We start from the raw sequence: 14,591 nt of genomic DNA, 5'->3' as shown, positions 1-14,591 counted from the left end.
AACATCATTTTCGATATTTTTGTCATAATCCTCATACAGACATCAAAAGCCCTGTCTCTCATTGATTACTTCCAAATTTTTCATTTACACAGTTAAAAAGCCCTCCAATCAATCCGGAAGGCTTTCACTCTTTACTATTTTTTTAAAAATCAACTTGAAATCATGCTCCCAATGAATACCGTCTGCCGATTGTTCCCAAGAACTTTCGATAAGGTTTCCTGTTTCATTCACTATGCCGCTGAACCGCTGATAAAAATCGAGCGGCGAGAAATCGGGCTCGTTCCGCCACAATTTCCAAACGCCTGCTTTCAAACTCATTTCATACAAACGCGTCACGCCGCGCGAATCAAAATAATGCTGAATATATTGTCCCTTCGCATCATCCCAATCGTAGACGATCATGCTACTTGGAAATTCGAGCTTGTCGATTTTCGTGCGCTGTATGACATAGCGCCCGTCCAGCCACTCAAAGCTTGCCTCACCTGTAATCGGTGTTGGTTGAAGCTCTGGATGATAAACTTCGATTGCCCAAGTCCCGACGAAGAAATCCAGACGAGCCATCATTTCTTTCCGTGTCGATGGCGGCATTGTATGGTCACCTCCAGAAATAAATTAAGTAATCACTTTTATGACAGCCGTTGATTTCTGTAAGTCCTTGACCAGCTCCATTTCTCGGCCAGTCTCTCCACCTTCTATCGAAAAAATATATTTCGAAATATTTTTACTGCCGTATAGCGCTCCATCTTCGATACGAAAGTCGATAATAATCAAGTGGTGGTCTTCAAAAGCACGGCTAATCTTTGAAAAAGTTTCTTGTTGATCTTCGGCTATTACCGTTATTTGTTTTTGCTTAGAGCTAGGAATATACTTTTTTTCTAGTTTTCCGAGTACAAAGAGGACAACCAGTACAATAAAAGTAGCTAACACAGCTACGTAATACATCCCAATGCCTACCACCAAACCAAGTCCTGCAGCAACCCAGATCGAAGCCGCTGTTGCCAAACCTTTTACCGATTTCCCATGGACGATAATAGTGCCCGCTCCAAGAAAACCGATGCCACTGATGACATAGGATGGAATACGGCTAGGATCAAATTGGATTGGTCCGGTGCTATTTTTCAAGAAATGATCAAAACCGGTGATGGAAAGCAGCATCATCAAACAGGCGCCGATGCCAACCAAAAGATGTGTGCGAAGTCCGGCAGGCTGTTTTTTCATTTCTCTTTCCATTCCGATAAGTCCACTTAATAGGGCAGCCAGTATAAGCCGTAAAGTGATGAGGAGATAATCATCTGGTAAAAAATCCACATTCATCCCTCCGATACTTATGGAGTCTATTATCATTTTATACCCCTTAAAGAGCTGATTCATTCTTTATGGTATATGAATAGTCATTACCATCCCAAATTAGAAATGCCGGGGGGAATTCAACGCCAGCTAGGCAAGCCATACAGTCGTTGGCACATTCGCTTCTGCAGTCGTGGCCGTTTTTGCCGAATTGCTGAGGGAATTGCTGAAAGATGCGATTGCAATGAAATCCAATAAGCATTTGACCGCCTGAGTTCCAATCGAATAGGCGTTCATTTTTATAGCTCCCTTTTCCGACATATGCCATACTGGTATCAACAATAATGAGGGGGAATTCAAATGGCAGAATTGAACGCAATGATGGGCTGGACCTTCCTGCAGGAAATTGATGTGCCGGGCTCGGTCAAGGACTTGCTGGTGGACGGCGAACAAGCGAAAGTCGCCTATAAAACCGTGCGCGATACCGCTGTCGTAACAAACAAGCGCATCATCATTTCCGATAAGCAAGGCTTGACCGGAAAAAAAGTTGAAGTTTACACCATCCCATTCGCATCGATCAATATGTACTCGACCGAAAATGCCGGTACCTTCGATGCCAACGCGGAAATCCAGCTTTGGACAAGAGCCGGGAACTTCAAACTGAACTTGAATAAGAAAGTCGATATCCGCAAACTAGATAAGATTATTGCGGAAGCGATTCTGTAACTTTCAACTGAGCTATACCTACACGTCACACGGGCGGATAGGTATGGCTTTTTTATTGCCCTGGGACAGAATCCGTATTTTCACAATTCTTTACACTGCGTTTACCACAGCTTAGCAGCCGCTTGAGATACTGGTGTTATTAAATGAAGAAGGAGTTGTTGAACAGAATGAAAATTGCAGTGATTGGAGATTTACATTTTCCTTCGGTAAAAGAGGACTATGCTTTTATCCGGGAAGATCGGCAGTCATTTTTTGAATCCTTCATGGAACAGTTTTTCTCGATTCCGGCAGACTTGTATGTCTCTATTGGTGATTTGACGAATTTTGGTTCAGCTGACGAATTGGAAGATATATATGGCATGATCCGCCAGCATGAAAAACCATTCGTACATGTGCTCGGCAACCATGACGTCTATGCCATGAACCGGAAAAATGTCCTCCACATCACACAACAAGAGCGTTTTCATACCATTTCAACAGAACATGCAACATTGGCATTTCTGGATACTGCCCAAGAACAAAATTACGAAGACTGGGGCGGCACTTTGGATCTTGTTCAACAACAATGGCTTGAAAATGTCGTTCAGGAGTCTGGGGATCTTCCACTCATCGTCTTCGGCCATCATCCTGTACATGGAACAACCAAAAACTCCGAAAAAGAAAAACGTTGCATTGCGCCAGACATTCCGATGTGGGAATTGCTAAAACCGAAGCAGCGTGCTGGACTGTACGTAAATGGGCACAATCATTACAATTCCATCGCAGCAAGAGAACAGTGGACATTCCTCCAAATAGCCGCTGTTTTGGACGAACAGGCTGTCCGAATCATTGACGTATCCCAGTCATTAATTGCCATCGATTATATTTCTTTAGTGGATCCCAAATTAAAATCGGCAGCACACACGATCGGTACAGCCATCGATCACTTTCAACTCAAGCCTCACCCTCTCGGCACCCAGGCCGATGTGAAATACGCGATTCCGCTTTCGGCTTCATCGCCGATTGCTACTGGCTTGGATTTAAACGATATTCAAAAAATCAAAACGAGATAATCTTTGCCAAGTTAGAATGAAATTGAAGAAAAAGGATGGCGCCCACTCCCCAGTGGATTGGCGCCATCCTTTTTTATTGAACATGGAAATAGAAATCTATGAATCGATCTGAATGCTTAATCTTTTCTTGTTTCGACAAAACTGTGCCTTTTTATATGATATTAAATAACTAAATTGTTTAAATAATCACAAAACTAAATGATTATACTTTATAATAGTACAAGGCGACCTCTAGAATTCCCTCACCTATTGAAGGAAAAGCCTAGCAATTCTTGGCACTATACATGAAAAAACAGTTTGAATGGCATAACAAGAAACATCAATACTTCTCAAGCCGCCCTTTCAGGTATACATAATGAATTACTTTATTTACTTGTGTTGCAAAAAATAATCTACATAAAAAGGAGTGTTTCAATGATTAAACGATCCACGAAAATGCTTGCCCTGTTGATTATGTCCCCCCTTCTCTTAATGGCCTGTTCCGGCGGTGATTCCGGAAGCGAACAATCGGCTGAACAAGATACGCTCATTTTCGCACGCGGCGGCGATGCGGTCTCGCTCGATCCTTCTGAAGTGACGGATAACGAATCCGAGAATGTTGCGCAAAGCATACTCGAAACATTGACGACTTTCGCGGAAGGCGGGACGACTGTCGAACCTATGCTTGCGACCGAATGGCAGGAATCAGACGATGGGCTGACCCATACCTTTACGCTCCGTGAAGGCGTGAAATTCCACGACGGAACAGATTTTAATGCAGACGCCGTCGCCTTTAACTTCAATCGCTGGATGAACGGAAGCGGTGACAGCTTCCCGATGTACGGCACAGTATTCGGCGGCTATGCAGGCGACGAAGTCCATAATATCGAATCCGTCACGGCCGTCGACGAATTCACGGTCGAAATTCAATTAAACCGGCCGCAGCCAACGCTTTTAAAAGATTTGGCGCTGACGCCTCTGTCAATTTCCAGCCCCGCAGCGATTGAAGAGTCCGGAGATGATTGTAGAAGCAATCCGGTAGGCACCGGTCCGTTTACGTTCCAGGAGTGGTTGCCGAATGAGCGGATCGCCCTGGAAAAAAACGACGATTACTGGGTCGATGGACTGCCGAAGCTGGAGGAAATCATTTTCCGCACAATCCCGGACAATTCTTCCCGTCTCAATGCTTTACTGAGCGGCGAAGTGGATCTGGTCGCCGGTTTGGATTCCGAATCCCATGAGCAGATTGAAGAAGAAGCTGGGCTCGAGCTTTATTCCCGTCCCCCTCTCAACCTTGGCTACCTCGGCATGACATTGACGCATGAACCGTTCGACGACCCACTCGTCCGCCAGGCGCTTAGCCATGCGGTGAATAAAGAAGCGCTGGTCGAAGCATTCTTCGGCGAAGGGGCGATTCCGGCGAAAAACGTCATCCCGCCTGCTGTTGAAGGCTACAACGATGATATCGAACCGTACGCTTACGATCCGGAACGGGCGAAAGAATTGCTGGCTGAAGCTGGGCTCCCCGACGGATTCAGCATGGAACTCTACGCGATGCCGGTATCGCGCCCGTATATGCCAGACGGCGCCAAGGTCGCTGAATATCTCCAGTCCAATTTTGCCGATATCGGCGTCGATGCAGAAATCGTCACGTTTGAATGGGCAACGTATATCGAAAAAGCGATTAATGGTGAAGCCGATACGTTCCTGCTCGGCTGGACCGGCATGAACGGCGATGCGGACAATTTCATCTATACGCTTTTGCACGGTGACAATGTCGGTTCGACCAACTCGACGCAATACGATAACCCGGAACTGAACGCCTTATTGGACCAAGCGCGGATCATCACTGACCAGGAAGAGCGCAATGAATTATACCGTGAAGCGCAAGTCATCCTGCACGAAGATCCACCGATCATCCCGCTCGTCCATACGTCCCCATCGCTTGCCGGCAAAGACAATATCACCGGCTTTGACCCGCACCCGACAGGACGCGTCATGACTTTGGAAATCGACTTTGAATAATTGCCTTACCAGCTGGCTCCCCTTTCTACATAATGGGAGCCAGCTTTTTTATGTTTATAGACAGCTATTTGAGCAAAGAAAAAATAATTTTCAATTAATTCTGTTCAGTACCTTGCATTGAACAATACTAGATGATATATTATTCATTAATCACTACTGTTTATAAAACACTAGCTAGGAAAGGAGGAAACCCAGATGAACATCCAGTTTAAAAAAGGCGTGTTGAATTTATGTGTCCTGGTGTTGTTGGATAAACAAGACCGCTACGGCTATGAACTCGTCCAGAAAATCTCGAGCCGCATCGCCATCTCGGAAGGCGCCGTCTATCCCCTGCTGCGGCGGCTCACAAAAGAAGGCTATTTCACCACTTACTTGCAGGAATCAAGCGAAGGCCCGCCTCGGAAATATTACTCGCTCACCGAACTCGGCCGGACGTATTTACAGGAACAGCTCGAAGAATGGAAAAGTTTCACGGATGGGGTCAACCAACTAATTGAAGAGGGTGTGCAAAATGACTGAAAACCAATTTTTGCAAGAACTTGAAACAGCGTTGAAACGATTGCCGAAAGAAGAACAGAACGATATTCTCCAAGACATCCGCGAGTATTTTGCGAACGGCCAGGCAGATGGCAAAACCGATAGCGAAATCGCCGATGAACTCGGCTCGCCGCAGGAAATTGCCGATGAACTGATCGAGTCGTTTGATTTCAATCAAAGCGATATTAGTGCGGCGGCGAATGAACTGACAGAAGATAAATTCGATCAAGTCGATATCCAAATCGATAATGGCATACTGACGATTGCTCCTTCAGAAGACGGCAAGATGCATGCCGACATCACCGATAAAAGCTACCGCCAGCAGCTGAATGTCGATATCCTCAACCGGACGCTCGTCATCACCTTGAAAGAAGAGCCAAGAAAATGGGGCATCTTCAGCTTTACCGGCAGCATGAAATCACCGAAGCTAGACGTCCGCTTGCCAAAGAAACTGTATGACAAAATCCAAATCGATTCCGACCACGGCATGATCACTGGCGAGCGACTCGACAGCCGCCAGTTGTCCATCGAAACCGATAACGGCCGCATCGAGCTTACGCACATCACGGCGGACCAAGCGAATGTCGAATCGGACAACGGCGATATCAAATTGGCACATGTACAGGCAAAGAAACTGAAAGTCGGCACCGACAACGGACAGCTCCAGCTGCGGGACATCCAGGCAGATGAACTCCATGCGTCAACGGATAACGGCGCCATCGACTTGAAAGACATCAAAGGCAATGTCCGCGCGAAAACCGACAACGGGCGCATTCGCTTGTCGACTGCGGACCTTGACCGCACAATCAGCCTCGAAACCGACAATGGCGCCATCTCGGTCGAGACCCAGGCGCAGCCAAAAAATGCGACAATCCGCGCGAATGTCGATTGGGGAACCGTTTCCGTATTCGGCATAAAAAACCGACACAGCGTCTTCGGCAGCGGAGAGAATGCGGTGGATTTGCAGTCGGATAATGGCAGCATCACGGTTGAATTAGTTAATTGAATAAGCGATTGATGCACGAATGGAAACCAGGCAGGGAACTTCTTCCCCGCCTGGTTTTTCATTTCATCCAACCGGCTGCGTCCTGATATGAAACCTTCTCCCTTCTCATCCGTACTGCTATACAAGAGGTGATGAATCGTGAAGAACAAAAAAGTGTTGGCATTCGTTTTGTTCATTTTCTTGCTGCTCGTCCCGGTCCAGGCGTTTGCAGTTGATTTCGATATTACGGAAGTGCAGATCGAAGCCCAGTTGAATGAAGACGGTACGGCAGATGTCACGGAACAATTCACGTATGAATTCGAAGATGAGTTTAATGGCATCACGAGAAGCTTGATTCCAAAAGAAGGAACGTCGATCGAGGATTTCACGGCAAGCGACAGCCGTCGGGATCTGGAAGTGGAAGCCGAAGACGGCCTGTACAAAATCTACCGCTCGGGCAATGACGGCGATTCGATCCAAGTCGAACTGAACTACCGGATCGTCGGGGCTGTCGAGAAGTTTGAAGACGGCGCCGAGTTTTACTGGCCGTTCTTTGATGCAACCAACGAAAGCGAGTACGGCGATATGACGATTACAGTCATCCCGCCTGCCCCGGCAACAGAAACCGAAGCGCTTGGATACGGCGAGGCGTTTGATACCTCGAACGTTACGGAAGACGGCACCGCGGTTTTCGATTTAGGCAATGTGCCATCCGAAAAAAATGCAGATATCCGCGCAATTTTTGAACCAGAATTGTTCCCTGGTGTCACAGCGCAAGACGGTACGGTGCGCGATGAGCTCGCGGATGACCGTGAAGAACTCGAAAACGAGGCAGCAGCGTTCGCCCGCAACCAACAAATCGCGAAATCGGCTGGGATTCCCGCCATCGTGATACTTGGCGCGCTTCTCATCGGGCTCGTGCTATTTTCTTGGCTGAAGGCGTCGAGACGTAAACGAAGTGTCCAAAGCGGCACTTATGAATTTTTCGTACCTGAAGGCTCAATGAGCATTCCCGCCCTGCTTCATTTTACGAACCCGAGCTATGTAGCGGCGAACGGCATGTCAGCGGCGATTTTGGATTTGATGAGAAAAGGCAAGATTCGCCAACTCTCGGAAGAACATTTCGAACTGGCCGACCGCAGTACCGACCACCCGCATGAAGCAGTATTGATTGGGCTATTGTTCGATACGATCGGGGATGGCCAGGAGTTCACGCTGGAACAAGTCGAAATTTATACGAAAAATGAAAGCAATCACGAAGATTACAATGCAGCGACCGCCGAGTGGAATAAAGAAGTGAGAGCCGAAGTGTTGGCTCAAGACTTTTACGAAAAACATATCGGCCTGCGCTGGGCGGTCGGCATCATGAGCGCGGTCTTCATCGGCCTCGCCATCGTGTCGGGCATTTACGGATTATTGCCATGGATGGCAGCCTCTATTGCGCTTGCGATGCTCGCTCTCGGATTTGCGATCGGCTATTCGCCGATTACGCGCGAAGGCCACGGCGTGCGCTATGAATGGCGCAGCATGAAAAACGCTATGGAACAATTGCCGACCGAGCAATGGGAACGGCTGACTATGGACGAAAAGCAGCGTGCTTACGCTTACTTGCTCGGCAGCGACCAGAAAACGGCCGAGCGAAAAGCCAATGCCTTCACAGCTGCTGAGCCGGCAAACGATGTCTCTGGCTTCGCGATGAACCCAATCCTCATGACGGCCGTATTCGTCTCGGCCAGCACCACGACCAGTTCGAGCGCCAGCGCAAGCGGCGGCGGAATGGCCGGAACTGGAGGCGGAGTCGGCGGTGGTGGTGGCGGATCGGGCGCGTTTTAAAATGATAGCTAACGCAAAAGGAGGATGGCAGCTGCCATCCTCCTTTTCCAATCTATTGAGAAACACAGGTCATTCTTGATGTTATGAACAAAAGCGGAACGTGCCCGGTTGGAATGGAGCACAAAAAAGCTGCCGAGCTTTCTCGACAGCCTGGAGAATCCCCTTGCTTTGAATGATGAATTTTCTTTATGGAGGGGTGAGGTCAGTCGCGATGAGTTGGAAGCTTTCCATCCGGCTCCTGTTCGACCGGAAACTTCGTGAAAAAGATGGTGCCTTCGGGTCCTGTCTCGATAGTGATCGTCGCATTATGGCGAGCTGCCACAGCGTAACAGATACCCAGCCCAAGGCCCGTGCCTTCGTCTTTTGTCGTATAGAAAGGCGTGCCGATTTTTTCGATGATGGCAGGATCGATGCCGCTGCCCTGATCCTGAACTGCCAGCACCACGAAGTTTTCGTTTTCCGGATAGGTGCCGATGGTCAGAGTCTGCCCTTCCCCCATCGCTTCAAGCCCATTGCGATATAAATTGATGATCAATTGCCGGATTTCATTATGATTCAACATCAATTCCGGCACTTCCTGTGTGTAAATGCGGATTTGTTTGTTCTGATTGGACGTATCGATTTTAATCAACGGGGAAATGTCCTCGAGAATGGTATTCAAGCTCATCATTTTCATATCGGAAGTCTGCGTATTACCGACCGATAGAAATTCAGTGATGATCGCATTCGCCCGGTCCAATTCACCGATCATCAAATTGAAATGGGAGGCGTGCGGCTCTAATTGCTCGTTGCTTAACATCAATTGCAGGAAGCCGCGTACCGTTGTCATCGGATTGCGGATTTCGTGGCTGATCCCTGCTGCCATCTGGCCGATCAGATCCATATTGGCGAGCCTTTTCAATTCTTTTTCGTATTTCTTTTTCTCTTTGATGTCTTTCAACATACAGCATATGCCGTCATCAAACGGATAGGCGGTAATTTCAAACCAAAAATCATGCACATCGGATTGAGTTTCAAAGCGGACTGTCATCCGGTCATTCATGGCTCGATGGAACTCGGTATAGGTGATGGTTCCCACAGTTTGCGGAAACACCTCCCAAATGTTCTTGCCAAGCACTTCCTCCACTTTTTTCCCTCCCGGAAAAAAATGATGCTTGTTGACATAGGTGTATTCCCAGTCTTTATTGAGCACAAAAAAACCATCCGTGATACTTTCAATCACGCTGTTGACCCGTTTGTTCGCAGCATACAACTCACGCGTCCGCTCTTCGACCATGCCTTCCAATTGATCCATATACAATAAATTCGAAAACACCGGGGCAGTGGCATCGATAATGGATTGCGCGAACGAAACCTGCAAATCAATAGCCTTTTTCACCCCCACACAAGCACATGACGCAGAAACGATGCCATGCACTTTCCCCATGGAAACCATTGGAAGAAGCAGCAGTTCCCCGCGACCACCCATATCGGCCCGGATTGGCTCTTTCTTTGATAGAGCCCGCTTGATCAGCTCTTCATAATTATCGGTTAAGCCCTTTTTGGCAAGATGTTCATGCCAGTCCTGTTCGGCCACCTCACCCGCTACGTGAAACCTAATTGGCGTGCTGCCTTTCGCGCTCGACGGCTTGATGATATGTGCGGCAAAATCCCCGGTGCCAACTGCCCGTTTCAAATAATCGAAGCACACGTTCAAGCTTGCCCGAATCGTCGAACAAAAAGACAACTCTCGGGTGAGGTCGAGCAATAGTTGCTTTTCCATCAACAACTTCTCCTTTTGATTGAGGGCTTTCGCGTTTTGGATCGCGACGGCTGCCATGTTTACGTAAGCTTCAACGCTTTCAATCTCTGATGGCGTTAAATTCATCGGTATGCCGTAATTGAACAGGAACACCATGCCAATGAATTCCTTTTCAGAGGAAATCGGCAGCGCCAATAAGGAATTGATTCGGAAAGCTCCCACCGGCGTCAAATTCGGCCGATTATCTGTCGACGTATCCGCTATGTAGATGGTTTTTCTTTTCTCTATTAATTCCGCTGCCAGTGGGTCAGTTTTCGGATCGATAATTTGTGACTGCAGTGTTACGCCGCTCATCATCTCCGGTTTTCCCGCAAAGCCACGGTAAGTGCCATCGCCTTCCGGCAAAAAGATCCCAACAGAATCGCACCGGACAATTTCCTCCGAAATGGCCATTGTGACTTGCTGCAGAACTTCATGCAAATCCAGTTTCATATTAACAATGCGTGTGATGTTCGCAAGCCTCGAATACCGCGATTGATCATTCACCATACAATAACTCTCCATTCCCGCCAACTGATCGTTGGAGTTCATCTGCCACTATCTATTAAAAATTTCTTTCCGGATCACTCTGTTCATCTGTCTACAATATTACTATATTGTTTTGGTTACAACCGTTTTATTTGTTAATAAATGTTTATTGTAATTTTTCCCCTTTTAAATAATGAATACCTAAAGTCAAGTCCACTTGCTTGGGAACTAGCCTGGCTTGAAATGAATGCCGATAGAAGGTGAAAGCTTTCGCGACAATCTAAAAAAGGAGGATGGCAGCCGCCGTCCTCCTTTTCATTATTCTCTTCCTGCGATATACGCCCATTTATAGCTGAAATCACCCGTGAACGGATGTGTGATGACATCGTGCACATATGGTTTTTGCAGCGCCATGCTGCCGAACTGATACATATTGGCAATGGCCGCATCTTCTTCAACGAGGATTTTCTCCACTTCAGCTAACGCTTGCCAGCGCTCTTCCGGTTTCAGGGCAAGTTCGCCGTTTGCCTGTTCCAGCAATTCATCCACTTGTTCATTGGAATATGCCATTGTGTTTTGAGGCGATTCGGTCGCGAACAAATCAAGGAATGTGATCGGGTCCTGGAAATCCGGGCCCCAGCCTGTGCTTTGGATATCGTAATCCTGTGCTTCGTTTTTATCGAGCAGGACATTGAACGGTACTTGGCTCATCTCAAGCGTCAAGCCTTCCAGATTGCCTTCCATTTGGTCTTTCATATAGGCATCGATCTTTTTCGAAAGTTCCGTATCGCCGCTCAAGTACTCCAAGCTCACTTCCGTCAGCCCTTCTTCCTCCAAGCCTTCTGCCCATAAGTCTTTCGCTTCCTCAGCATTGAATTCCATCATATCTCCATTGAGCTGGCGGAAATCTTCATTGTTTGCATCGAACGTGAATTCTGTCGGGACCAAGAAATCTGCCGGAATCGATCCGTTGGCAAGGACCACATCAGCCAAATCCTGTTTGTTGAAAGACAGTGACAAGGCTTTGCGCAATTTCGGGTTAGCAAGCGGCGTCGATTCGCCTTCGCGCTCCTGATTGAATTGCAAATAATAGACAGACGGCTTCAAAACGCGCACGACCTCTTCATCCTCTGCGTATTGCATCGCAAATTCGCCTGCCAAGCCGGCACGGTCCGCTTCCCCTGTCTCATATAAATTAACACCGGTCCCTGGATCCGGGACGATATTAAATTCGACCTCATCTAATTTCACCGTTTCCGCATCCCAATATTCAGGGTTTTTCTCCAGCTCCCACGATGCTGCAGTTGCATCCCAGTTCGCCAAAACGAACGGCCCGTTCGACAACAGATTTTCTGAATCCACGGCGTATTGATCTCCAAGTTCAGTGACGTAGGCTTCCTTCTGTGGATAAAACGTACCGAACGCCATCAAGGACAAGAAATAAGGAATCGGGCGTTCAAGTGATACGACGAGCGTTTGGTCGTCTTGTGCGGTAATGCCGAGTTCCGACTTGTCCAGCTTGCCTTCTGCAATCGCAGCGGCATTCTTGATCGTTCCCGCCATCATATATGGACCATAAGTCGAGCCTGTTTCCGGATCGGCTGCTCGCTGCCACGCAAAGACAAAATCATGCGCCGTCACAGGTGAGCCGTCAGACCAGTTCGCATCGCGCAGCTTGAATGTATGGGTCAATCCGTCTTCGCTGATTTCAGGCTCGGCCGAAGCCATCGCCGGTATGGCCGTGTTCTGTTGATCTAGGCGATAGAGCCCTTCGCCGGTATTGTTCAACATTGTGAACGATACCGCATCGTCCGCCAATACGGAATCCATCGTCGGAATTCCAGACCCTGTCGTTAAGCGCAGCTCCTGGACACTGTCCAGTTCTCCATGCCCAGCTTCACTTTCCGTATCAGATGCCGATTCCTGATCCCCGCTGCAAGCTGTAAGCATCGCAGCCAAACTGGCCGTCGTCACCAAAGCCCAAGCTTTATTTCGTTTAGTCATTATGAAGCCTCCTAAGTCTATTGCTCTAGTTCATTTCCCCTCCTATTATATACAAATAACAATTTTCTTGAAAAATATATAAAATTTTGAATTTAATAGAGTTGGTATTATCAGTTATTTATTTCAAAAAAACAACAGGATTTCCAAGAGCCGGAAAGTCTGTTGTTCGCTAAAATTATTTGCGGTAGTTTATTTGCTTGGATACAATACGCATGAATTCTTCAAACGAGGCAGAATAGCGGTTCCAATGGTGGTACCATTTGCGGATCGTGTCGAGCAGCCAGAATGGCACCGGTTTGCCGTCGATGATCGGGTAATATTCCTGGTACGCTTTTTTCAAATGCTCCCAGCGGAAATCATTGCCGGGCTTGATGTATTCGGACACATCGAGCAGCTTTGCGCGCCCGTCCTGCAAAATGATGTTTTTCAAATGGATATCCCGGGGATTCAAGCCGATTTCACGAATATAGTCGCGCGCTTTTTCCACATCCACAATGGCCTGTTCAGGCACGTAAATACCTTGCAGCAGGCAATCGAATAAAGTTGGGCCTTGCTCGAATTTCAGCACAAGCATGCGCTCATTTCTTCCATAGCAAGTCGAGAAATAAACAGATTGGCCGATTTGTTCATATACTTGTGCCTCAGCTTCGAGCTTATCCTTTTTGCCTTCTGCGTATACCTTGAATGCATATTCGGGGAAGTTTTCGGATTGGAACACGGCCGCATCCGTCCCGACGCCGATGCAGCGGAAGCTATCTGCCATTCCCACGATTGTCACGGGTTCATTATCAGGATGCGCTGTCACGGTGACAGCCGACAAAGCTTGCGCCGCCAGTTGCCATTGATCTTCATTCATGCCCATCTCTCCTCTGATCGTTCACGGTTTGTTCTATTGAAATAACGAACCGCCCATGTGTTGGCGGTTCGTCTTTATCATAGCATCAGTTCTCCAATTTTCCCTTTTACGCACCCGGCTTCATTTCCTGGCGATTGACCCATTCGCGTACGGTTTCCAGGTAAGCACCGGGTTCTTCGATCGCCGGCATGTGTGAACTGTTTTCAAACACATGAAATTCCGCATCCTGGACGAGGCTCGCGTAATATTCAGTCGCAGATGGTGTCGCTTCATCGTACCGGCCGCAAGTAAACAAAGCCGGAATAGCGATTTCCTGCAGGCGCTCCGTCGCGTCGAAATGCTTCAAGGTGCCGGTGACCGTGAATTCCGATGCCCCCCACATATAGTTGTAGACACTCGGGTTCAGTTGATCGAGATCTTCCGACAACTCCTGTGGCCATGGGTCGACGCGGCACATATGGGTTTTATAGTATTTCATCACAGCTTCCCTGTAATCTTCGGAATCGGTTGTCCCTTGCTGTTCACTCTGCACGATCGTCTTTTGCACCTGCTCCGGAAATTGCTTCAAATAAGCGCGCTGGTCCCGCTCCCAGCGCTGTGCATCGAGTGCAGGCCCCGAGAATATGACACTGCGCACGCCTGGTGGTTTTGTAAATAAATAAGACGCGGCGAGCATCGTCCCCCAGGAATGGCCCAGAAGATGAATTTCTTCCAGTTCGAGCGCTTGGATCACTTGCACGAGCTCTTCGACGTAGCGGTCCACTGTCCAAAGAGACGCATCTTCCGGCCGCTCCGATTTTCCGCAGCCCAACTGGTCGTATTGGATGACCGGCCGCTCTGCCCCTAGTTGTTGCAGCGGGTCGCTATCGCTGCTTTTCATTCCCGGTCCGCCGTGCAATAGCAAGAGCGGAATACCAGGGCCTTTGCCTGTAATGCGGTACCATACTTTGCCCCCAGTCACGGGAATGAACCCTTCTTTGACATGTTCCATAAATGCTTGAGCCTCCTTTTAGCCTGTTAACAAGCATTTCTCCATCA

Annotated in this window: 13 protein-coding genes; 6 read left to right on the top strand and 7 right to left on the bottom strand. The window is 48.0% G+C overall.

The window, feature by feature from the left end; genetic code table 11:
* Positions 1-108: 108 nt before the first annotated feature.
* From M1Q06_RS04040 to M1Q06_RS04030, 3 genes are all read right to left on the bottom strand, one after another.
* On the bottom strand, positions 109-588 hold the full coding sequence (locus M1Q06_RS04040) for a hypothetical protein (RefSeq protein ID WP_434401789.1): 480 nt from the start codon (positions 586-588) through the stop codon (positions 109-111).
* Positions 589-612: 24 nt separating this feature from the next.
* A complete protein-coding gene (locus tag M1Q06_RS04035; RefSeq protein WP_434401787.1) occupies positions 613-1,308 on the bottom strand; it encodes an MgtC/SapB family protein in 696 nt (231 codons plus the stop codon).
* 129 nt (positions 1,309-1,437) lie between these two features.
* On the bottom strand, positions 1,438-1,584 hold the full coding sequence (locus M1Q06_RS04030; RefSeq protein WP_434401784.1) for a hypothetical protein: 147 nt from the start codon (positions 1,582-1,584) through the stop codon (positions 1,438-1,440).
* 63 nt (positions 1,585-1,647) lie between these two features.
* Between M1Q06_RS04030 and M1Q06_RS04025 the strand changes: the two genes are divergently transcribed.
* From M1Q06_RS04025 to M1Q06_RS04000, 6 genes are all read left to right on the top strand, one after another.
* Positions 1,648-2,013: a PH domain-containing protein gene (locus tag M1Q06_RS04025; RefSeq protein ID WP_434401782.1), complete on the top strand. Its 366-nt coding sequence runs from the start codon at positions 1,648-1,650 to the stop codon at positions 2,011-2,013.
* A gap of 167 nt (positions 2,014-2,180) precedes the next feature.
* Positions 2,181-3,065, top strand: a complete 885-nt coding sequence (locus M1Q06_RS04020) for a metallophosphoesterase family protein (protein WP_434401781.1) — start codon at positions 2,181-2,183, stop codon at positions 3,063-3,065.
* A gap of 414 nt (positions 3,066-3,479) precedes the next feature.
* On the top strand, positions 3,480-5,069 hold the full coding sequence (locus M1Q06_RS04015) for an ABC transporter substrate-binding protein (RefSeq protein WP_434401779.1): 1,590 nt from the start codon (positions 3,480-3,482) through the stop codon (positions 5,067-5,069).
* Positions 5,070-5,264: 195 nt separating this feature from the next.
* On the top strand, positions 5,265-5,588 hold the full coding sequence (locus M1Q06_RS04010) for a PadR family transcriptional regulator (RefSeq protein WP_058381572.1): 324 nt from the start codon (positions 5,265-5,267) through the stop codon (positions 5,586-5,588).
* Positions 5,581-6,612, top strand: coding sequence for a DUF4097 family beta strand repeat-containing protein (locus M1Q06_RS04005; RefSeq protein WP_434401777.1), 1,032 nt, complete (start codon positions 5,581-5,583; stop codon positions 6,610-6,612). Before M1Q06_RS04010 ends, M1Q06_RS04005 begins: the two co-directional genes overlap by 8 nt.
* Positions 6,613-6,750: 138 nt before the next feature.
* Entirely contained in the window at positions 6,751-8,424 is a 1,674-nt protein-coding gene (locus tag M1Q06_RS04000) for a DUF2207 domain-containing protein (RefSeq protein ID WP_434401775.1), read from the top strand.
* Positions 8,425-8,626: 202 nt separating this feature from the next.
* Here M1Q06_RS04000 and M1Q06_RS03995 read toward each other — a convergent pair whose 3' ends face one another.
* The 4 genes from M1Q06_RS03995 to M1Q06_RS03980 all read right to left on the bottom strand — a co-directional run bounded on the left by M1Q06_RS03995 (position 8,627) and on the right by M1Q06_RS03980 (position 14,544).
* Positions 8,627-10,714, bottom strand: a complete 2,088-nt coding sequence (locus M1Q06_RS03995) for a GAF domain-containing sensor histidine kinase (protein ID WP_434401773.1) — start codon at positions 10,712-10,714, stop codon at positions 8,627-8,629.
* 297 nt (positions 10,715-11,011) lie between these two features.
* On the bottom strand, positions 11,012-12,697 hold the full coding sequence (locus M1Q06_RS03990) for a peptide ABC transporter substrate-binding protein (protein WP_434401771.1): 1,686 nt from the start codon (positions 12,695-12,697) through the stop codon (positions 11,012-11,014).
* Between the two features lie 175 nt (positions 12,698-12,872).
* The gene (locus M1Q06_RS03985; protein ID WP_434401769.1) at positions 12,873-13,553 is read right to left on the bottom strand and encodes a serine/threonine protein kinase; all 681 of its coding nucleotides are present in this window, start codon (positions 13,551-13,553) and stop codon (positions 12,873-12,875) included.
* 106 nt (positions 13,554-13,659) lie between these two features.
* Positions 13,660-14,544 carry a proline iminopeptidase-family hydrolase gene (locus M1Q06_RS03980; protein ID WP_434401767.1) on the bottom strand — a complete coding sequence of 295 codons (885 nt, stop codon included), beginning with the start codon at positions 14,542-14,544 and terminating at the stop codon, positions 13,660-13,662.
* Positions 14,545-14,591: the final 47 nt, after the last annotated feature.

Origin of the sequence: Planococcus sp. 11815 (assembly GCF_051096385.1) — a bacterium.
GTDB lineage: Bacteria > Bacillota > Bacilli > Bacillales_A > Planococcaceae > Planococcus > Planococcus citreus.
Note: the sequence above shows the minus strand (reverse complement) of the source record. Positions and strands in the feature narration are given on the sequence as shown.

Excerpts from the sequence above, each read along its gene's own strand:
- M1Q06_RS04040 (WP_434401789.1), bottom strand. The coding sequence starts at position 588 with ATGCCGCCATCGACACGGAAAGAAATGATGGCTCGTCTGGATTTCTTC.
- M1Q06_RS04030 (WP_434401784.1), bottom strand. The coding sequence starts at position 1,584 with ATGAACGCCTATTCGATTGGAACTCAGGCGGTCAAATGCTTATTGGAT.
- M1Q06_RS04025 (WP_434401782.1), top strand. The coding sequence starts at position 1,648 with ATGGCAGAATTGAACGCAATGATGGGCTGGACCTTCCTGCAGGAAATT.
- M1Q06_RS04020 (WP_434401781.1), top strand. The coding sequence starts at position 2,181 with ATGAAAATTGCAGTGATTGGAGATTTACATTTTCCTTCGGTAAAAGAG.
- M1Q06_RS04015 (WP_434401779.1), top strand. The coding sequence starts at position 3,480 with ATGATTAAACGATCCACGAAAATGCTTGCCCTGTTGATTATGTCCCCC.
- M1Q06_RS04010 (WP_058381572.1), top strand. The coding sequence starts at position 5,265 with ATGAACATCCAGTTTAAAAAAGGCGTGTTGAATTTATGTGTCCTGGTG.
- M1Q06_RS04005 (WP_434401777.1), top strand. The coding sequence starts at position 5,581 with ATGACTGAAAACCAATTTTTGCAAGAACTTGAAACAGCGTTGAAACGA.
- M1Q06_RS03995 (WP_434401773.1), bottom strand. The coding sequence starts at position 10,714 with ATGGTGAATGATCAATCGCGGTATTCGAGGCTTGCGAACATCACACGC.
- M1Q06_RS03990 (WP_434401771.1), bottom strand. The coding sequence starts at position 12,697 with ATGACTAAACGAAATAAAGCTTGGGCTTTGGTGACGACGGCCAGTTTG.
- M1Q06_RS03985 (WP_434401769.1), bottom strand. The coding sequence starts at position 13,553 with ATGAATGAAGATCAATGGCAACTGGCGGCGCAAGCTTTGTCGGCTGTC.
- M1Q06_RS03980 (WP_434401767.1), bottom strand. The coding sequence starts at position 14,544 with ATGGAACATGTCAAAGAAGGGTTCATTCCCGTGACTGGGGGCAAAGTA.